At 51.2% G+C, this 18742-nt stretch carries 19 protein-coding genes and 1 riboswitch; of the genes, 2 read left to right on the top strand and 17 right to left on the bottom strand.

What is annotated here, in order from left to right:
* Positions 1 to 49: 49 nt before the first annotated feature.
* The 16 genes from C1A11_RS00335 to C1A11_RS00260 form a co-directional block, all read right to left on the bottom strand.
* Entirely contained in the window at positions 50 to 1084 is a 1035-nt protein-coding gene (locus C1A11_RS00335; RefSeq protein ID WP_102048446.1) for a BMP family lipoprotein, read from the bottom strand.
* Positions 1085 to 1163: 79 nt separating this feature from the next.
* Positions 1164 to 3251: a xanthine dehydrogenase family protein molybdopterin-binding subunit gene (locus tag C1A11_RS00330; RefSeq protein WP_102048445.1), complete on the bottom strand. Its 2088-nt coding sequence runs from the start codon at positions 3249 to 3251 to the stop codon at positions 1164 to 1166.
* 74 nt (positions 3252 to 3325) lie between these two features.
* A riboswitch (purine riboswitch) is annotated at positions 3326 to 3425 on the bottom strand.
* Positions 3426 to 3619: 194 nt separating this feature from the next.
* Complete coding sequence (locus C1A11_RS00325) at positions 3620 to 5926, bottom strand: xanthine dehydrogenase family protein molybdopterin-binding subunit (protein ID WP_242965772.1); 2307 nt, start codon at positions 5924 to 5926, stop codon at positions 3620 to 3622.
* Positions 5919 to 6380 carry a (2Fe-2S)-binding protein gene (locus C1A11_RS00320; protein WP_102048444.1) on the bottom strand — a complete coding sequence of 154 codons (462 nt, stop codon included), beginning with the start codon at positions 6378 to 6380 and terminating at the stop codon, positions 5919 to 5921. Before C1A11_RS00320 ends, C1A11_RS00325 begins: the two co-directional genes overlap by 8 nt.
* A 29-nt stretch (positions 6381 to 6409) precedes the next feature.
* Positions 6410 to 7207 carry an FAD binding domain-containing protein gene (locus C1A11_RS00315; protein ID WP_102049194.1) on the bottom strand — a complete coding sequence of 266 codons (798 nt, stop codon included), beginning with the start codon at positions 7205 to 7207 and terminating at the stop codon, positions 6410 to 6412.
* A gap of 319 nt (positions 7208 to 7526) precedes the next feature.
* Positions 7527 to 8555 (bottom strand): NTP transferase domain-containing protein, encoded by a 1029-nt coding sequence (locus C1A11_RS00310; RefSeq protein WP_180950184.1) that lies wholly within the window; start codon positions 8553 to 8555, stop codon positions 7527 to 7529.
* On the bottom strand, positions 8512 to 8910 hold the full coding sequence (locus C1A11_RS00305) for a winged helix-turn-helix domain-containing protein (RefSeq protein WP_102048442.1): 399 nt from the start codon (positions 8908 to 8910) through the stop codon (positions 8512 to 8514). Before C1A11_RS00305 ends, C1A11_RS00310 begins: the two co-directional genes overlap by 44 nt.
* 13 nt (positions 8911 to 8923) lie before the next feature.
* Entirely contained in the window at positions 8924 to 9697 is a 774-nt protein-coding gene (locus C1A11_RS00300; protein WP_180950183.1) for an ABC transporter ATP-binding protein, read from the bottom strand.
* Positions 9694 to 10680, bottom strand: a complete 987-nt coding sequence (locus tag C1A11_RS00295; protein ID WP_102048440.1) for a FecCD family ABC transporter permease — start codon at positions 10678 to 10680, stop codon at positions 9694 to 9696. The genes C1A11_RS00300 and C1A11_RS00295 overlap by 4 nt, the downstream gene beginning before the upstream one ends.
* A complete protein-coding gene (locus tag C1A11_RS00290; protein WP_102048439.1) occupies positions 10680 to 11744 on the bottom strand; it encodes an ABC transporter substrate-binding protein in 1065 nt (354 codons plus the stop codon). The genes C1A11_RS00295 and C1A11_RS00290 overlap by 1 nt, the downstream gene beginning before the upstream one ends.
* A gap of 296 nt (positions 11745 to 12040) precedes the next feature.
* Positions 12041 to 13150 carry a THUMP domain-containing class I SAM-dependent RNA methyltransferase gene (locus C1A11_RS00285; protein WP_102048438.1) on the bottom strand — a complete coding sequence of 370 codons (1110 nt, stop codon included), beginning with the start codon at positions 13148 to 13150 and terminating at the stop codon, positions 12041 to 12043.
* A gap of 129 nt (positions 13151 to 13279) precedes the next feature.
* On the bottom strand, positions 13280 to 13795 hold the full coding sequence (gene hpf / locus C1A11_RS00280; protein WP_102048437.1) for a ribosome hibernation-promoting factor, HPF/YfiA family: 516 nt from the start codon (positions 13793 to 13795) through the stop codon (positions 13280 to 13282).
* Positions 13796 to 14111: 316 nt separating this feature from the next.
* Positions 14112 to 14531: a S1 RNA-binding domain-containing protein gene (locus tag C1A11_RS00275; protein ID WP_102048436.1), complete on the bottom strand. Its 420-nt coding sequence runs from the start codon at positions 14529 to 14531 to the stop codon at positions 14112 to 14114.
* Positions 14532 to 14557: 26 nt separating this feature from the next.
* Positions 14558 to 14854 carry an FtsB family cell division protein gene (locus tag C1A11_RS00270; RefSeq protein WP_180950182.1) on the bottom strand — a complete coding sequence of 99 codons (297 nt, stop codon included), beginning with the start codon at positions 14852 to 14854 and terminating at the stop codon, positions 14558 to 14560.
* A 60-nt stretch (positions 14855 to 14914) separates the two neighbouring features.
* Entirely contained in the window at positions 14915 to 15385 is a 471-nt protein-coding gene (locus C1A11_RS00265) for a spore cortex biosynthesis protein YabQ (protein ID WP_102048434.1), read from the bottom strand.
* Entirely contained in the window at positions 15385 to 15678 is a 294-nt protein-coding gene (locus C1A11_RS00260; RefSeq protein ID WP_102048433.1) for a YabP/YqfC family sporulation protein, read from the bottom strand. Before C1A11_RS00260 ends, C1A11_RS00265 begins: the two co-directional genes overlap by 1 nt.
* A gap of 134 nt (positions 15679 to 15812) precedes the next feature.
* Here C1A11_RS00260 and C1A11_RS00255 point away from each other — a divergent pair, with 134 nt between their 5' ends.
* Together C1A11_RS00255 and C1A11_RS00250 are read left to right on the top strand one after the other, a co-directional pair.
* Positions 15813 to 17495: a [FeFe] hydrogenase, group A gene (locus C1A11_RS00255; protein ID WP_102048432.1), complete on the top strand. Its 1683-nt coding sequence runs from the start codon at positions 15813 to 15815 to the stop codon at positions 17493 to 17495.
* A gap of 243 nt (positions 17496 to 17738) precedes the next feature.
* Entirely contained in the window at positions 17739 to 18323 is a 585-nt protein-coding gene (locus tag C1A11_RS00250) for a helix-turn-helix domain-containing protein (protein WP_102048431.1), read from the top strand.
* A gap of 135 nt (positions 18324 to 18458) precedes the next feature.
* On the opposite strand, the gene C1A11_RS00245 is transcribed toward C1A11_RS00250, so the two are convergent.
* The gene (locus tag C1A11_RS00245) at positions 18459 to 18719 is read right to left on the bottom strand and encodes an RNA-binding S4 domain-containing protein (protein ID WP_102048430.1); all 261 of its coding nucleotides are present in this window, start codon (positions 18717 to 18719) and stop codon (positions 18459 to 18461) included.
* Between the last annotated feature and the right edge of the window lie 23 nt (positions 18720 to 18742).

The raw sequence follows: 18742 nt of genomic DNA, 5'->3' as shown, positions 1-18742 counted from the left end.
GTTGCCCTGCGCTTCGGGGTATTCCGCTTTCGTTTCAGCCGATAAAGGCTTATTTATACTCGGGAATTTCAAGCGCGCCGGAACGAATGTCCTCGACCACTTTATTGACGGTTGCGGTCTGCTCTTCCGTCATTGCGCCTTCCAGATACGGGGCAATGTTAATGCCGCCGTTCTCTACTGTGCACCAGTAAGCCTTTTCGCCAGTTGCAAAGGTGCCAGCCTTTACATCTTCAATTGCTTCGCGAATCGCCAGTTTCCAGTCGTACACTACGCCGCTGACAACGCTTTCCGGTGCCAGGCTGGACTGATCGGCTGCGTTGGTCAGGCAGTACTTGCCTTTTTCTTTCGCCGACTGTACAACGCCGAGGCCGATGCCGTCGCCGGAGTGCCAGATAACATCTACACCTGCATCATACATGCCGTCGGCAGTGGTTTTGGCAAGCGGGGTGTCATTAAAGTCGCCGGTGTAAACTTCTTCAATGGCGATGTCGGGGTTTACGCTTTTTGCGCCTGCTTTAAAGCCTTCGTGGCCCTGATAGATTTCTGCCACGTTGCTGCCGCCGATGACACCGATTTTGCCGGTCTCGCTGATGGTCGCTGCAATAACGCCCATCACATAGCCACCGGATGCAAGGTGGGTATTGTAATAGCCAGCATTGTCAGAGGTCAGATAGCCGGTACCGGTCAAAAAGACGGTGTCGGGGTACTGGTCTGCAAGCTCCATGATGGGCTCCATGAACTGGAAGCCGTGGCCGAAGACCAAATCATAGCCTTCTTCAGCAAAGTCGATGACAGTCGGGGTGATGTCTGCAACGTCATATACGTTTTCGACATAGCTGACTTCGACAGCATCGCCGTACTCGGCTTCAATCTCGGTCATGCCTTCGTACATTGCCTGATTAAAGCTGACGTCGTCTTTGGCGCCGGGCAGGATAAGCGCAATCTTGAGGGGCTCGGTTTTTTCGCCATTTGCAGCGCCGGAACCGGAAGCTGCTGCGCTGGAAGCGGGAGCTTTGCTGCCGCAGCCTGCGAACAGGGTAAGGCTAAGTGCCATAGCCATGGTAAGTGCAAGAATCTTTTTCATCTTGTTTCCTCCTAAAATCGGTGCGTCCGGCTTATGCCGCCGGCTATCGCAAAACCGCAGATGCGGCAAGTGCCAAGGTTTATTTTTTTGTCGCTGCAAGAATTTTCTCGCGCCGAAGCGGCAGCTCGGTTAGCCGCGTTTGGGGCAGCAGATTTTCTACCGCTGCAGCAATTGCCGGGGCAAGCGCCACGGTAGAAGCCTCGGCCACGCCTTTGGCTCCGGCGGGACCGGTCGGCTCGTAAGCATCAATGTTATCGCTTGTCATCTGCGGCACATCCAGCGCTGTCGGCATGACATAGCTTGCAAAGCTATCTTCGAGAGAGCGGCCTTCGCGCCAGCGAATTTCTTCTGAAAGAGTGTATCCGGTCGACATTGCAATGCCGCCAAAAATCTGCCCTGCCATAGAGACAGGATTCAGGATGCGGCCTGCTTCGGTGGTGTTATGTACGCGCAACACAGTAACTGCACCAGTGGCGTTGTCCAATCTCACTTTTGCGCCCTGCACGATGAAACCGTAAAGGGTATGGGGCAATCCCGGCATACCTACATCGGTTTTGTTTTCTGGAAAAACCGCTTGCTCGGTAGCGCTGTTTGCGCCTGCTTTTATTTTTTCTGCCGCTGCAAGCAGTGCGTTACCGCAGATATAAACACTGCGACTGGCAGCAGTAGAGCCGCTGTCGATGGTTTCATCTGTATTGGCCATCCGCATTTCAATCGCTGAAATCGGTACCTCCAGTGCCTCGGCGGCCAACATGGCAAGTGCAGTTTCGCTTCCCTGTCCAATGTCGACTACGCCGACCCGCACGAGGTATCCGGTACTTGTTTTTTCAATCGTCACTGTGGCGTGGTCGGGGATTCCCCTGCCCATACCGCTGCTCATCATGCCTGCGGCAATGCCGTAGCCGATTCCGGGGTCGCTGTTTGTCCGCATCTCCTTGTAAAAGTCAGAGCGTTCAAACTGGTCAAGCGCTTCTTGCAAGCCAACAGAGTGTTCCATCAACTGCCCCAATGCACCGGTATCGCCTTTGCGCAACGCATTTTTGCGGCGAATTTCAACCTGGTCAATGCCAAGCTTTACTGCCGCTTGGCTAATCAGGCACTCTGTTGCCATTGCACCCTGCGGGGCACCAAAACCACGCATTGCCGACGCTGGTGTATTGTTGGTATAAGCCAGCCAACCGTCCACTTTTACATGCTCGATACGGTAGGGGCCCGGCAGATGCTCGGTACCAAGCGATAAAACCGCCGGCCCGAGTGCTGCATACGCGCCGGTATCCAGCCACATCTCCCCTTCAAATGCGTGAATAATGCCCTCTTTTGTAAAGCCCATCTTGACGTGAACGGTAGCACTATGACGTTTATAGCTGGTTCGAATACTTTCGGTTCGCGTAAAAACCAGCTTGCTGGGACGACCGGTAAAGTATGTAACAATCGCGGGGAAAATCTGTGCGGTGTTTCCGTCTTTGCCGCCAAACCCTCCGCCTACTACTGCCGCCTTACAGGCGACTTTCTCTTGCGGCAGGTCAAGAACATGGCAAATCATCTCGCGGTCTGCGAATGCATTTTGGGTAGAAGCAACAAGGCAAAGCCGGCCTTTTTCATCTTTTTGGCAGAACGCTGCTTCGGGTTCTAAATAGCCATGCTCCTGTGTTGGCAGAAAAAATTCATCTTCCAAAACAAGCTCGCATTCATCAAACGCATGCTGAGGCTGACCTTTCACGCAGTGAAATTCGGAACATACATTGCCAGCTTTTTGTACTGTTGCAGCCTCTTTTTGCAAAGCCTCTTTTGCTCCGCAAACCACCGGCAGCGGGTTCCATCGCAGCTTGACCGATGCCGCAGCCTCTCTCGCTTTTTGCGGTGTGGCTGCCGCAACTACTGCAACCGGCTCGCCCCAAAAACGAATTTTGTCTTCTGCAAAAACGGGCTGGTCGTTCATAATCGAAGGCAGCAAATTGCTTGCCAAATCTTTTGCCGTAAAGCAAAATGCATCTTTCGGAAGTGCGGAAGCATCCACCTCGAGCAGATCTGCATGGGCAACTTCTGCCCGTACCAGCGCAAGGTGCAGCATGTTAGGTGCGGTATAATCCGCTGCGTACTTCGCAATTCCGCGGGCTTTATCCGGCGCATCCAACCGGCGCACCCCAGTGCCTGTCAATCTATCCAAAAAATCACCTCCGGCAAAAAAATAAAGCCGCCCTCAAAAGAGGACGGCAAAATCACACCGCGCAAAGCTGCCCGGCTGTGAAATCACTTCCTCGTAGTCTCCCCGTTCCGGCAGGGAGGTAGAAACGTTTGAGCCAATCCTCAAAAATATACGAATCGTGCTTTATTATTCATTTAGGCACCGCGCGATTGCAGGCCATAGTTGCATTGGAGCAAAGGCTTGCGGCTTTTGCCCAACGCATAAAAGTATAGCATATTGCAAAAAGATTTGGAAACCCCAATTTTTTGCTAAACTTTGTAGCAAATTTGTGATGTTTTTGTGTTATGTTTACTAGTTCGCTATCACCTATCTGCCAAAATTGCCCAAAACTAAGCCATTTTTGAGTTTTGTAAGGCCATGTACACTTTTTCTGCTGTTGCAGGCAGTGAGTGAATTTCTACGCCGACAGCGTTGCGAATGGCTTCTACGATAGCGGGAGTCGGGGTATTGATGACCACTTCGCCGATGCTTTTGGCGCCAAACGGGCCGCTGGGTTCGTAGCTTTCTTCAAAAGCAACGCGAATATTCGGCAGATCAAGCCGACTGGGAATTTTGTAATCCATAAAGCTATCGGTGCGCAACTGACCGGCAGTGCTATAACGCACATCTTCATAAAGGGCCATACCAACGCCTTGTGCAAGGCCGCCTTCTGCCTGAACGCGGGCAAGGCTTTTATTTACCACGGTGCCGCAGTCTACTACGCCAACCATATCCAGTAAGGTCACTTTTCCTGTTTCGGTATCCACCTCAACTTCAGCAAAGCCTGCCACAAACGGCGGCGGAGATGCTTTACCGCTGAAGCTTGCGGTTACAGTAAGCCAGTCGTTTTGGCCGTTGACGCTTTCGATGCCGATTTCTTTTACCGTCAGGCTTTTCTCTCCATCAGTGAAGGTAGTGCCATCAAAGCAAAGTGTTGTTGCAGGCACATTTAGCTTTTGCGCCGCGACATCACGCATTCTTTCGACCAGCTGGGTTGCCGCTTTTACCACTGCATTGCCTGTAACGTAGGTGGTGGAAGAAGCATAAGAGCCTTTATCATAAGGCGAGTGATTGGTATCAACACCGTCTACCGTAATGTTTTCGACAGGGCAACACAAAATTTCGGCTGCCATCTGCGCCAAGATGGTATCGCAACCAGTGCCCATATCGGATGCGCCGATCATCAGCGTGTAATAATCGTCATCATCCAGCCGCAGAGTTACCGAACAAGCATCCAGGTTGGTAAGACCAGAGCCCTGCATGGTAATTGCCATACCCATACCGCGGTAGGTGTGGGGGCCGGTTTTTCGGCCAAAGCTGCCGGGCACGTATTTTTCATCCCAGCCAATCATTTTTTTGCCGGTTGCGATACAGCGGTCCAGCGAACAGCTGTTCAGGGTTTCGTTATAGTAAGCCGGCATCGGCTCCCCTACTGTGGGTAAATTGGCAAGCCGCACTGCTGCGGGGTCAAGCCCAAGCTGACGCGCCATTTTATTTACAGTAGTTTCTACTGCATAACACCCTTGCGTAGCACCAAATCCACGGAAAGCCCCGCCCGCCATGGTATTGGTGTAAACCACACGACCGGTATAGCGGTTTGCTGAAGCTTTGCCGTAAAGCGGCAGCGTTTTATGTGCCGACAGCCCGATAACGTTGACGGCATGCTCGCCATAAGCGCCTGCATTTTCAAGGCTATCTACCCAAAGCGCTTTTACTGTGCCGTCTTTTTCTGCGCCAAGACGCACCCCCACGCGGAATTCGTGACGGCTATTGCTGGCCGAAAAAGATTCATGCCGGGTAAAAACAATTTTGGCAGGTCTGCCTGTTTTGCGGGTAACCAGTGCCGGGAATAATTCGCAAACGAGTGACTGCTTTGCGCCAAAGCCGCCGCCAATGCGCGGTTTGATTACGCGCACCTTTGCGGGCGGCAAGCCGAGTGCGCGCGCAATAATGCGGCGTGCATGGAACGGAATCTGCGTGCTGCTGACCACCGTAAGGCTACCGCTGTAATCGACATAGCTAAATGCGCGGAAGGTTTCCATCATTGCCTGCTGGTTTTGCTTGGTGTAATAAGTTTCGTCCAGCTGTACCGGGCAGGCAGCAAAAACCGCATCAAAGTCACCATGCTCAAAGCCCTCGCTGGAGAGCAGGTTCTTTTTGATGTCACCGCCAATGTCCATCTGATAAAAATAATCGTCTTCGTCATGCACCACAGAGGCATTGCCTTCAGCAGTTTCAAAGTCCAGCACCGGAGGAAGCTGCTCGTAGGTGACTTTCACCAATTTCATCGCGCGGATTGCGGCCGCTTCATTTTCGGCTGCAATCACTGCAACCGGGTCGCCGACATAGCGCACCACATCTTCGAGAATATATCGGTCAAAAGGGTTATTGCCGGGATAGTTAGAGCCTGCAAAGCTGTAACGGATTTTGGGTACATCCTCATGTGTAAGAATGCATACAACACCCGGCACTTTACTTGCGACGGCGGTATCAATAGCGGTAATGCGCGCTGATGCATACGGGCTGCGCAGCAATTTTACAGTCAATGTCCCCGGGGGCACCAGATCGTCGGTATAAACAGGCGCACCGCCCATAATGGCTTCGGCGTCTTTTTTAGGAATAGGATGGTTGACATATTTCAGTTTTTGTTCAGCCATTGTTCTGCACCTCCGCCAAATATTTTTGCAAAATACGGGTCTGGCTGGCGTATCCGGTGCAGCGGCAAAGGTTGCCGGCGAGGTAATGTTTAACCTCTTTTTCCGTAGGGTTTTGTAGTTCGCGCTTCATACCAAGCACCGCCATAATAAAACCCGGACTGCAATAACCGCACTGGTCTGCGCCTTCTTCTGCCATATAGCGAATCAGCTCATCAGCCTCAGCTTTTACGCCTTCCAGCGTGGTGATATTTTTGCCTTCGGCGCGTGCTGCCGGGTAAGCGCAAGAAAGCAGCGGCTGGCCGTCTACCCAAACTGTGCAGATGCCGCAGTTACCGGTATCGCAGCCACTGCGCACACTGTGGCAACCACACTCACGCAAAAAGTTGAGCAGCGATGCATCCGGCGCGATGGTTTTTGAAACGGGTTTTCCGTTCAACGTCAAATGAAGTTCCATGATATTAAACCGTACCTTTCCAGCGCGTATCAGCGCGCAAGGCTTTCCTTTTCTGCAAGTTCTGTGAGCGCGCGGGTAACCAGTACCTTTGCAAGCACCTTGCGATATTCTGCACTGCTGCGGGTATTGCTGCCAAACTGCAACATTTCTGCGGCTGCTTCGCCGGCAGCTTCTGGCCCGTTTGCCTCGGCAGCTTGTTCTGCCTGCGGGCAGCGCTGTGCCACAGCGGGTCGTGCACCTACGCTGATGCGGAAACTGCCGTCTTTACAGCGGGCAGCCGCCACAGCAAGCACCGGGAAATCTGTTTCAGTCAACCGGTGCGAAGTATGTACCGCAGTGCAACCATCTTTTTTGATATGCACAGCCACCAGCAGCTGCCTTGCGGGCGGCTGCTGTAAATACGCCGCAAGCGGCAGACGGCCACCGGGGCAAAGCTCAACTTCAGTGTCCAGTGCAAGCAACGCCGTAATGACATCCGAAAAGCCGTATCGGCTTGCAACGCTGGCGCCTACTGTGGCGAGGCCGCGAAACTGTACGCCGACAATATGGCGTACACACCGGGCAAGCAACCCGCCAAACTGGGTTTGCAATAGTGTGCTTTGCTCTAAAGCGCGCAAAGATACCATAGCTCCCAGTGTAATTTCTTCTTCTGTTTCGGTAATCTGGTCAAGGCCCAAATGGGAAAGATCGATTGCGGTAGCAATATTGCGCTCGCCAAGGCGCAGCCATGTGCCGCCACCAAGCACGGTGTTGGCACGGCTTTTTTGGAGCAGCGCTGCTGCTTCGTCTACACTTTCGGCAAAGTGGTAATTTTTTATCGTATACAAAATACAACCTCCTCCGGGTAGGTAGTGTTTCGGTTCCTGCGCAAAGGGCAAGCGTGTGCCGGCGCAGATTCGCAACTTAGTATAACACTTTTCCGAAAACGATGTAAAGCTGCAAATTTCGCGCACATCTTGCTTTATTGCAAAAAAACAGACAGACGCCGCAAAGCATCTGTCTGTTTTAAAATCAGAAAATATGTTGTAACCGTGCAGTTTCAAAACCTTGCCTTGTGCTGCAAATGATTCATCTTAACCAACGTGGAAAGTGTTTGAAAACCACAAGTTCAGCCATTTAAATGAACAAAACCAGCTCTCCGACAACTTACTCTCTCGGTATTTGACGCAGTGCGTTTAGCTTTTGTGGCGTATCCGCATCTTCAAGTTCCTCTGCAAATAACGCTTGCACACTGCGCAACCTTTCGGTATGGCGCCGGATTACTGTGTTGCCGCCTTGCTCGGAGGTAAGTTCTTCCAGTTCTAAAAGCATATCTCCCGGAAAAATCACCGGGTTCCCCTGCCAATCCTCAAAAGAGAGCCGAACGATGGCGTTAGGATGTGCAACAAAATCGCGAAGGATAAGCTGTAAGCTTTCCGCTCGGCAAAGTGGCTGATCCCCTACCGAAAAAAGCACACCATCCAAGCCTTTTAGGCTTTTTGCAGCACAGCGAATACTGTCCGAAAGCTGCGCGCCCTCCGGCGTTATGGTCGGCAAGCCGTATGCTGCTGCTAACTCTGCCACCTCTTTGTTACGGGTTACTATCAGCGTGTTACTCCAAAGCCTTGCGGGCAGCCGCAGGAAAGATTGCTCCAGCATTGGTCTGCCTTGAAACTCTGCAAGCAGCTTGTTGGCCCCAAACCGGCGCGCCTCACCAGCTGCTAATATCACACATCCAATTTGCAAACCGTCAGGTGGGATGAGCTCGTCGAGGTCAAAAACAAAAACATCTGGCCGGGCAAGCAATGCATCGTTGAGCAGAATGCCTTGCTGTTTGCGCAGCACAGCAACTACGCGCTTTTGCTCAAACAACCTCTCCACCGCATCAGCGAAAGCAGCGCAGTCACGCTCTAAAAATCCAAGCTCGTCGATTTGAACCCACTCACTCGGTGCCGTTGCGGCAGCGTGTATGCATTGCACACCAAATGCTTCAAAGCCCTCTGGCTGCACTTGCATGCTGCCATTTTCATAGTGCCCTACGACAGTTTTGCGCCCGGTTGTGGTTTCCAGCAATTCCACTTTGTCGGGATGAGGAGCACCGCTGAAAACCGCTTTGCTTTGCAGCCCAGGCAGCTTTTCGCCACCAATCAGCTCAGCGAGCAGTGTTGTCTTGCCAATCTGACGGCTCCCCGTCAAGAGAAGGTGCCGCTTTTTCGAAGCCGCAAAAACACGTTTCAAAAATTGCGCGGTTTGCTTCGGCGCAGGCCGTTTCATATTGTTCATATCGCTCGATTAGCTCCTTCGCTTGAGATGTTAGCCGAGAGCCTCCCCCGCCTTTTCCGCCTATGGTTCGGCAGATAACCGATGTGCCCAGCGCTTTTTCTAATCCGCGCACCAGGGCAAGCGCTTTGGTATAAGCCATTTTCATTTCTGTGGCCGCAGCGTTAAGTGAGCCGGTGCGTTCCACTCCTCGCAGCAAGCGGCAGGGGCCCGCACCAAAAAAGCGCTCTCCGTTTTCGTCACAAAGAAAAGTTCGGGTTACCGGATGCATCGCACACGTCTCCTTATCTTTTTAACAAAATCCGCTGCTCACCACAGCGCCCTAACTCCACATCGCCATAAACCTGTTGCAGTGCCGTTTCCAGCGTGCCATCATTTTCTGCTGTGCGCAAGTCTCCGCAAAGGCGGCCGCCTTGCAGCAGTAAAAGACGGTCACAATAATGCAGTGCAAAATTGGCATCATGCATGGTCAGTAGCAAAGCTTTTTTCTCCTGCTGGGCCAAATCTTTTAGCAGGTGCAGCATCCGGTGCCGGTTATTAAAATCCAGTGCACTGTCCGGCTCGTCCAGCAGCAAAAACGGAGTGTTTTGAGCGAGCGCCCGAGCAAGTAATACCAGCTGCCTCTGCCCTTCACTCAATGCGAAAAAGCTGCATTTGGCTGCATCTTGCATCCCGACTCGCTCTAAAAGCTGCATTGCCGTTTCGCGTTGTGCCTGCCCCGGTGCGCCGAGAATGGGAAGTGAAGCATGAAAGCCCATCAACACCACATCCAGCACCGGCAGCTCTGCCACCATCTCGCTGCGCTGTGGCAGATATGCAAGCTTTGCAGCGCGCTGCCGCTCTTTTAGCCCAGCAATCTGCTCTCCGTTTACGGTGCAACTCCCGGTAGCTGGCAAAAGGCCGCACACTCCAGAAAGAAGCGTACTTTTACCGCTGCCGTTCAGCCCTAGCAGCGCAGTGAACTCGCCCGGGCACAGCGTAAAACTGATGTCCTGCACCACGCAAGTTCCCTTGCGATAAACTGAAAAGTTTTGAGCTTTAAGCAAGGTCTCTTTCACGGCACACGCTCCTCTCTGCATACCAGCCACACCAAAAACGGCGCGCCAAGCAGGGATGTTAAAATGCTGATTGGCACCTCTGTCCCCAGCAAGCCCCGTGCTGCACAGTCTGCGGCCAGCAACAACGCACTGCCCAGCAAACCGGCAAGCAGACAGCTTTCTTTTTTGCTGCTGCCCGTTAAAAGCCTGGCAAGGTGCGGTGCGATTAAGCCGATAAAGGTGATGAGCCCGGTGACGCTGACTGCCGCCGCCACGATAAGTGTAGCAAGCAGCAAAACGACGCGACGCAGCCGCTCCACCGGTACACCCATCATACGTGCTTCATCATCGCCCAAGGTTAAAAAGAGCAACGGGCGATAAAGCAAAAAAATCCCCGCCAAACCGCAACCCATCAGTAACAGCGGCCACGGCAATTTCTGCAACGTACTACTTGCAAGGCTGCCCATCGTCCAAAATTCAATCGAGGCCAGCTGTTTTTCCGGGTCTGCCGTCAGCTTCAGCGCCATCAGTGCCGCCTGCATTAATGCATTTACCGCAATGCCGGACAACACAAAAGTGGCTATCTGCTTTTTCTTGCCGACACCGGCAATCACCAGTGCAAGCAAAACCGCCGTAATACCTCCGGTAAATGCCGAAACGGCGGTCACGACCGCGCCCCCGCCAAAAAACAAAATTGCTACGGCAGCCCCAGTGCCTGCACCTGATGAAACTCCGATAATATCAGGAGCTGCAAGCGGGTTGCGGAACACCAGTTGGTAAACAAACCCCGCTACTGCAAGGGCAAACCCAACCGTGGCTGCAAGCACCGTGCGGGGCAGCCGTAATGTGTAGAACACTCGCGTCGTCATTGGGTCGCGGGCGATAAGTGCTGATAAGCGCAACGGGTAACGCCCCACACAGAGCGAAAACCCGAAGAGCAAAATGCAAACCAGCAGGGCAACCACCACCAGCATGCGGGCCGGGCGCTGTTTCGGCGCTTTCATTAAGCGAGCAGGCTCTGGTTGATGGACACGCCGCAAAACTCGTCGTAGTAAGCAGCGGTGTCATTTACAAACTGCTCGGGCTTATATTCCTGCGGGTGCAAAACACTTGCGAGCCAAAGGCTGCCCAAAACGGTAGAGGGCACCGGAGAATCCCATGCCTCAATGGCCTGCGGCATCTGGTATACTGCACCGTTGGTAACCGCTTTCACGCCCGAAAGCTGAGGATCAGCAAGCACGTCTGCTACTGTATAGGTTGCACCGGGAGCAAGCACGATAACGTCCGGGTTCCAAGCAAGCAGCTGCTCGTAAGATACTTCTGCCCAGTAGCTGTCTTCCAGCTCTGCTGCCACGTTTACACCGCCAGCAGCTTCAATCATAGAATTCTGGTACATTTTTGCGCCTGCGGTGGAAAGCAGTGAAGCGTTGCCGCCAAGGTATATGTTCGGTTTTTCTTCCAGTTTTGCCAGCTCTTCAAGCATGGTATAGCGTTCTTTAGAGAAGTCGATGAGCTTTTGTGCACGCTCTGTGGTGCCGGTAGCTGCGCCAATCATTTCGATGGTGTCATACAGCTGCTCAACGTTTTCGGGATTTACCGCAACTACGGTGATGCCGAGCTGCTCGAGTGCCGCAGCGCTGTCTTTCAGTTTTACAGGCAAAATTACGAGGTTCGGCTCCAGCGCAGCGCAGCCTTCGAGATCAAACTCTTTTGCAGTGCCTACATTCGGTAGCTCCAGCATATCCGGTGCAGCCAGTGCATAGATGGGGCGGGTATCTGCTTTCGCTTCAATGCCAACGGCTTTATCTTTCAGGCCCAGTGCAATCAGCATCGAACTGGTGATATAGTAGCCGCTTACAATGCGCTCCGGCTCTGCTTCGATGGTAACAGTACGGCCAAGTGCATCTGTAATAGTTACAGGGAACTGCGCCTCGGCAGGCTGAGAGCTGCTCTGCACGGCAGAAGACGCCGCCTGCGAAGATGATGCAGCGGTCGTTGCACCGCAGCCGGTAAGTACAAGCACGACCGCCAGCAATAAGGCGATCAGTCGATTCGATTTCGTAAACATGATTTGCTCCTCTTTTTTCGTTATAGTTTCTAAACCACAACGAATTTTATCACAGTTTCCATTCCCCTGCAACCACAATTCTTCAAAGTTCAGCTTTTTCTGGCACTGCTACAAAAAAATCCGCTGCCTTCCAACGAGAAGACAGCGGATCGACGAACTCAGCTAAAATCAAAAATGATAAGCGCAGCCTAGCTACTTAGCCGGATAAGCCACTTTAACACAATTACTTTCCTATGCTTGGGTAAAAGTTGCAACGGGTAAATTCCACAGCTTTGCGCTCATCAAACTAGCTTGTTTTAGTAGTACATATAAACTTGGCACGGAATCATACCATTGTACAGCTTGCGGCGTTTGGCAGCCTTTTTGCCAAAGTTTTGCTCAAACTCGGCATCAGAGGTAATGATATATGAGCCGGAAACCGGATTGATGCGCAAACGCTCGCCTAGGGTTTTCTCCAGCTTTGCTGCCATTTCCAGGTCGCCCAAACGCTCACCATACGGCGGGTTGGTAAGCATAATACTGCGAGAATCCGGCATAAAGTCTGCAACATCTGCAACGAAAAACTTGCACTTGTTGCCTACACCTGCCAGCTTTGCATTGCGGTTGGCAAGCTCTACTGCACGCGGGTCAATATCAAAGCCGCGGCCCTCAAACGCAACGTCACGCTGAATTTCAGATAACGCTTTTTCGCGTGCTTGCCGCCATTGGCCAGGCTCCATGAAGGAGTAATGCTCGGCCAAAAAGCGCCGCTGTAAGCCCGGGGCAATACGCATTGCTTTTTGCGCTGCTTCGATAATCATTGTGCCACTGCCGCAGAAAGGGTCTTGCACAAGGCTGTCAGTGCGCACTCTCGCTAGGTCTACAATCGTCGCAGCCAGTGTTTCTTTGATGGGCGCTTCGGTTGCATTGGCACGGTAGCCACGCTTGTGCAAGCCGTCACCGCTGGTGTCTAAAAACACTTCTGCCATGTCTTTGCGAATAGAAAAACGCAGCTTATAAAGCTGTCCGCTTTCGGGCAGAAAATTGGTATGATGACCTACTTTCATGCGCTCAACAATTGCTTTTTTTACGATGCTTTGGCATGCGGGCACGCTGGAAAGCGTACTGGAAAGCGACGAACCTTTAACAGGAAACTCTGCATCTTTCGGCATCAGCTCTTCCCAGTGAATCGCATTTACGCCGTCAAACAGTTCATCAAAAGTGCGTGCCGGAAAACGCTTGAGCAAAATCAAAATACGCTCGGTGCAGCGGGTTGCAAGGTTTGCTGCTGCAATTACGCTTTCGTCTCCGCGAAAAGAAATGCGCCCGTCTGTCACTGTGACATTTTCCGCGCCGATGCGCTTAAAATCAAAGCTAGCGCTGCTTTCTGTGCCAAAATAGCAAGGGGCAACAAGGTCGTAGGTCATATTAAATTCCTTTCTGATGGGGCGGAACAGCACTACTCTGTACCGACCGTGTAAGATGAAGAAATGGAGCGGACAAAAGTGTCCGCTCCATAGGATAACGGGAAAATGCCGGAATATTACAAGGTTGGCTTAATCTTTTGGAATCAGCAACCCATAACTGCCATTTTTGCGGCGGTAAACCACATTGAGCTCATCGGTGTCCACATTACGGAAGAGATAAAAAGCGTGGCCAATCAGGTTCATTTCCAAAATCGCTTCTTCGACGGTAATGGGACGCACGTAGAAATGTTTTTCGCGCACAATTGCAAAGTTTTCTTCCTCTGCCACAGGCGCAAAATCTTCAAACGCAGGTTTATAAAGCCTGGTTTCCAGCCGTTTGCGGTTTTTGATGATTTGCTTGGTGATCACGTCAACGGCGGATTCAAGTGCGTCTTCCATCGCGGGTGCGTCTTTTTCCGCGCGGGCAACAAAACCTTTGTCACGCACAGTCACTTCTACCGTCTGCCAATCTTTTTCGACAGTTACGGTTACCTGCGCACTTGCATCTTCAGAGAAGAATTTATCCAGTTTTGCAAGGCGTTCTTGGGCCCGGTCAATAAAACTTTGCTTTAATGCTACTTTTCTGCCGGCGGTTGTGACTTTCATACTTATGCCTCCTAACGTCATCGCGGGGCATACGGGGCATGCCCCGGATAAGAACACTTTATATAGTTGTGTCCTTGCATGTATTATACCACATTTGCAAATTCCCCGCTACTGCTAATCTGCCAAATTTTGCGGTTTTCGTTTGGGCGAAAAAAGCGGTGTTTTTTTATCTGGCATCAATTTGCAAAAGAGATTTTCAGCTTTACTGATTCGGCAGATTTGCTTTTGGTGCCAGTGTAAACCAAATCCACAAATGCATGCAAAGACAGGATGGTACAGCACTGTACCATCCTGTCTTTAGCAAAACTTATTGATTTTATCTACGGCGAGAGTATCCACCGCCACGATGTGCTTCCGTCACACGGCGAAGATCGGAAATCTTTTCTTCGCTCTGAGACTTAAAGCGAGACATCATATCCTCAAAGCTCAAATCGCCCTGAGGTGCCGCTGATTTCGGCTGCCAAGTGCGGCCGGTATCTGCACGAGTCGGGCGCGGTTTTGGTTCAGTGCGTTTGATGGAAAGTGCGATCTTTCCTTCGGGAGAAACCGACATCACCTTTACTTTTACCTGCTGACCTTCGTGCAAAACATCAGAAAGCTGCTGGATATACTCATTGGAAACCTCGGAAATGTGCACCATACCAGTGCCTGCGCCGCCGGGCAACTCTACAAATGCGCCGAAATTTTTAACGCCTGTGACTTTACCCTCTAAAATGCTCCCTACCTCTACTGCCATTGAATCAAAACTACTCCTTTTGTGCTTTATTTGCCTGAAATATCAATAAAAACGCGTTCTCCGGGGGCCGCAAAACCAAGCCGGTCACGTGCAATGCGTTCGATATAAGCTTTTTCATCACCCGATGCGATTAGGCGCTGCAATTCTGTGTTTTGCTGCGCCTGACGCTGAATGGAAAGCTGCAAGGTCGAAAGCTGCTGACGCTTGACCATAATGTCCACCTGGCTGACAACCAAAGTAACCGCAAGGTAACCAATCAGCGCAAACACACCAATGCGCAGCAATAGCCGCGAACGAGTGCCGCTTGTTTGCTTTTTCGCCATGGTTTCCCTTCTCTCTTTGCGACCGGCCATTTGGGCATAGTACGCCCTTACCCAGTAGTATTAATTAGAATTATACAACACTTTCTGCTCTTTCCGCAAGTGCTTACGCTTACTTTTACGCTTTATTGCACACCTTTTTTTGATTTTATCCGTGCACTTGTGCAGAGATACCCCCAAAGGTTTCAAAATATAACGAAAAACAAAGCGCCCAGGCAGTTTTAACACAAAGCGAATGTCAGAAAAAAGGCGCGCGGTTAAGGGGGCAATTCCCCAAAGATAGGCTGCGTACCCTGCACCGGCACCCAGCGCCATATACCACCGAAATACACCGGTATAACTGTGTGAAACAGCAAAACTAATCAGCAACATACCCGCGATGCCAAAGGTGAGAAAATCGCAGATAAAAAGCCGTATTTTACCGCGCGGAATAAAAAAGCGCAGCACATCATAAAACAGGGCCAGGGCAAGCCCCAGCCCTGCTGCCGAAACGGCATCGAGCATCCGCAGCTGCTGCGGAACCTGTGGAATCATCAGCGCATCAGTTTGCCCAAAAAGCCACCTTTTGTTTGACGTGTGGCTTCATACTGGACAAACTCTATTTCGCCCTGTACCTTCAGCTCACCGCTCTGGCAGGACATTTCGCTGACTTTGAGGTTTTTACCGCCAATTACCAAAATCCCTTGCCCGGTTTCGGCGGTTGCGCCATTTTCATCATAGCTGATGACGCGCAAAATACCGGTCGCAGTCAGGTTTGTACGATTTTCGATGATCAGATTATGTTTTGCTGCCGGCACAGTAGGGATATTTTCTTTCACTTGCTGCATACGACCACTCCTTTTCATTTCATCTTATGCAAAAAGTCGCTTATTTAGGATTGACTTATCTAAAAAATGGAATATAATCTAAATGATAACAATTATCAATAGAGAATTGATGCCAGATTGTTTTGGAGGTTTTTATGAGTAAACATCTTTCCCCTAGCATTCGCGTGCCGATTGACAGCGAAAATCCTTCGATTCTTCGTGATGAAGAAAAGTGCATTAAGTGCGGCGCATGTCGTCGAGTTTGCCATGACGAAATTGCCGTGGGTGAATATTACGACCTTGCGAGCTGCCGAGACTTGCCCATCTGTGTGGGCTGTGGGCAGTGCGCCAACGTCTGCCCTACCGATTCCATCACCGAACGTCCGGAGTGGGGCGAAGTGTGGTCCGCCATTCAGGATCCTGACAAAATCGTTGTGGTGAGCACCTCGCCATCGGTACGCGTAGCGCTCGGTGAAGAATTTGGAATGGAGCCCGGCAGCTATGTAGAAGGCAAAATGGTGGCTGCCCTACGCGCTCTCGGCTTTGATTATGTGCTGGACACCACCTTTTCTGCTGATTTGACAATTATGGAAGAAGCGAGCGAGCTGGTAGAGCGTGTAACACAGAAAAGCCGTCCCCTGCCGCAGTTTACCAGCTGCTGCCCGGCCTGGGTCAAATTTATAGAAACATTTTACCCGGATTTTATTCCGAATCTTTCTACTGCAAAAAGCCCTATCGGCATGCAAGGGCCGACCGTCAAAACCTATTTTGCAAAACAGCGGAGCCTTGACCCGACTAAAATTGTTCATGTCGCGCTGACCCCGTGCACCGCCAAAAAGTTTGAAGTCCGGCGTCGGGAGATGTGCGCTGCCGCGCTGCAGGATGGCCGCACCCCTGTGCCCGATACGGACCATATCATTACCACCCGTGAGCTCGCCGCCTGGCTGAAGGCCGCGAGGGTGGACTTTACCGCTTTGCAAGAAAGCGAATATGATTCGCTGCTTGGCCGCGGCAGTGGTGCCGGCATTATTTTCGGCAATACGGGCGGCGTGATGGAAGCAGCCGTACGCACTGCCTGGTATTTCGTTACCGGCGAAACTCCGCCAAAAGATTTGTATCATCTTAGCCCGGTGCGTGGTATGGAAGGTGTCAAATCGGCTACATTGGAAATTGGTGGTGTGCCGGTACGCATTGCTATCGCCCACGGGCTGGCAAATGCCAAAGCACTGCTCGAGCAGATAAAAACGGGCGAAGCTCCGTTTGACTTTATCGAAGTGATGACCTGCCGCGGCGGCTGCATTGGCGGCGGTGGGCAGCCGAAAGACCGCGAAGGTAAAGGTGATGCACTGCGCGCTGCAAGAATTGTCGGACTTTACTCTAAGGACGATGCCATGGCAGTGCGCTGCTCTTATGAAAATCCGGACATTATCGCAGTGTACCGCGAATTTTACGGCAAACCCCTTTCCCCGCTTGCCGAATCCATATTACATACCATCTATTTTGACCGCCATGAGGATTTAGGCGCTGCTGGCATGTTAGAAGCCACCGTCCCGCCGACCTCTGAGCCGTCTGCGACATCTGGATCCGGCACGCGTGTGTTCCGCTGCAAAATCTGCAATGAAACCATTGAAACAGGCTCTGAGGGACTACCAGCGGACTTCCAGTGCCCCATCTGCGGCGTAGGCGCTGACCAGTTTGAAGAAATTACACCAAAAGCAAAACGACGCTTTCGTTGCAAAATCTGTGGCGATATTACCGAAACCGGTCCTGAGGGCTGGCCGGAGGATTTCATTTGCCCCATCTGCGGCGTTCCTGCCTCGCAATTTGAAGAAATATAATCCGATATGACCTGTCGGCGCCTTGCGGCGGGTTAGATATTTTATCGAAATATTGATAGAAAAATGCTGCTTTGTGCTTTTGCATAAAACAGCATTTTTAAATTTGCTCCACACAAAATTTAAGCGTTGCACTTTCCCAATGTTCCCCATGCTGGATTTCAAAAGAATCAGTACTCTACGTTTCGTGGATTGCACAAGCGCAGACGCTGCGCTATACTGATGTCAGAAAGGGAGGAATTTCGTATGGATTGCACCAAAACCGGGGCGCTGATTCAGCATCTGCGCCGCGAAAAAAACTTAACCCAACGCGCCGTTGCGGATATTCTTAATATTAGCGACAAAACCGTGAGCAAGTGGGAGTGTGGTCTGGGCTGCCCGGATATTTCACTTTTGCCGGAACTGGCACGCCTTTTCGGCACCCCTATTGAAACATTGTTATGCGGCACCTCTCTTGCCACTGAACCAGTTGGAGGAAATATGAAAAAAACAGAATTTTACGTTTGTCCTAAATGCGGCAATTTACTAACTGCAACCGCGCCGGCACAGGTCTGCTGCTGTGGGCAAATTTTATCACCTCTCGCCGCGCAAAAGGCAGATGAACACCACGCTTTAAATCTGGAGCTTATTGAAGATGAATACTTTGTCTCTTGCGAGCATGAAATGAAAAAAGAACATTTCATCTCTTTTGCCGCTTTTGTAAGCGGAGACAAACTGCTCGTCATCAAGCAATATCCTGAGTGGGGATTGCAGTTCCGTATGCCTCGCCTAGGCCATGGCAAACTCTATTTTTACTGCACTGTGCATGGCTTACACTATCAGCTGGTGTAGCTGCTTTATGTAAATGTTTTTTGCAGCAATAAAAAAGACTGGCAAACCACTGTAAAGTGTTTTGCCAGTCTTTTTGCTTTTATGCCATAAAGTAAGCCAATGTGCCTTAATTGTAGAAGAAAGACGCAGATTTGGCTACTGGACTGGAGTTTCGTCCTCCAGTACCACGTACATTTCGCGGGCAACATCCTTGCCTGTGGGTGGTGTAATGCTAGTCACCTTTACGCGAACAGGCTTTTGGCCGAACGTGACTTCGATGACGTCGCCTTCTTTTACTTGGTAACTTGCCTTTACCAAACGGTTGTTGACCATAATTCTGCCTGCGTCAGCCACCTCATTGGCAACAGTACGACGCTTGATCAGGCGCGATACTTTTAAAAATTTATCGATTCTCATAATGTTCTCCTACCTCTTTTTGC

The sequence above is a fragment of the Pygmaiobacter massiliensis genome (assembly GCF_900199435.1).
In the GTDB taxonomy this organism is placed as follows: domain Bacteria; phylum Bacillota; class Clostridia; order Oscillospirales; family Ruminococcaceae; genus Pygmaiobacter; species Pygmaiobacter massiliensis.
Note: the sequence above shows the minus strand (reverse complement) of the source record. Positions and strands in the feature narration are given on the sequence as shown.

What these genes read in the sequence shown, in the direction of transcription:
- C1A11_RS00335 (WP_102048446.1), bottom strand. Translation starts at nt 1,084, where the DNA reads ATGAAAAAGATTCTTGCACTTACCATGGCTATGGCACTTAGCCTTACC.
- C1A11_RS00325 (WP_242965772.1), bottom strand. Translation starts at nt 5,926, where the DNA reads ATGGCTGAACAAAAACTGAAATATGTCAACCATCCTATTCCTAAAAAA.
- C1A11_RS00320 (WP_102048444.1), bottom strand. Translation starts at nt 6,380, where the DNA reads ATGGAACTTCATTTGACGTTGAACGGAAAACCCGTTTCAAAAACCATC.
- C1A11_RS00305 (WP_102048442.1), bottom strand. Translation starts at nt 8,910, where the DNA reads ATGCATCCGGTAACCCGAACTTTTCTTTGTGACGAAAACGGAGAGCGC.
- C1A11_RS00295 (WP_102048440.1), bottom strand. Translation starts at nt 10,680, where the DNA reads ATGAAAGCGCCGAAACAGCGCCCGGCCCGCATGCTGGTGGTGGTTGCC.
- C1A11_RS00290 (WP_102048439.1), bottom strand. Translation starts at nt 11,744, where the DNA reads ATGTTTACGAAATCGAATCGACTGATCGCCTTATTGCTGGCGGTCGTG.
- C1A11_RS00285 (WP_102048438.1), bottom strand. Translation starts at nt 13,150, where the DNA reads ATGACCTACGACCTTGTTGCCCCTTGCTATTTTGGCACAGAAAGCAGC.
- hpf (WP_102048437.1), bottom strand. Translation starts at nt 13,795, where the DNA reads ATGAAAGTCACAACCGCCGGCAGAAAAGTAGCATTAAAGCAAAGTTTT.
- C1A11_RS00275 (WP_102048436.1), bottom strand. Translation starts at nt 14,531, where the DNA reads ATGGCAGTAGAGGTAGGGAGCATTTTAGAGGGTAAAGTCACAGGCGTT.
- C1A11_RS00270 (WP_180950182.1), bottom strand. Translation starts at nt 14,854, where the DNA reads ATGGCGAAAAAGCAAACAAGCGGCACTCGTTCGCGGCTATTGCTGCGC.
- C1A11_RS00265 (WP_102048434.1), bottom strand. Translation starts at nt 15,385, where the DNA reads ATGATTCCACAGGTTCCGCAGCAGCTGCGGATGCTCGATGCCGTTTCG.
- C1A11_RS00260 (WP_102048433.1), bottom strand. Translation starts at nt 15,678, where the DNA reads ATGCAGCAAGTGAAAGAAAATATCCCTACTGTGCCGGCAGCAAAACAT.
- C1A11_RS00255 (WP_102048432.1), top strand. Translation starts at nt 15,813, where the DNA reads ATGAGTAAACATCTTTCCCCTAGCATTCGCGTGCCGATTGACAGCGAA.
- C1A11_RS00250 (WP_102048431.1), top strand. Translation starts at nt 17,739, where the DNA reads ATGGATTGCACCAAAACCGGGGCGCTGATTCAGCATCTGCGCCGCGAA.
- C1A11_RS00245 (WP_102048430.1), bottom strand. Translation starts at nt 18,719, where the DNA reads ATGAGAATCGATAAATTTTTAAAAGTATCGCGCCTGATCAAGCGTCGT.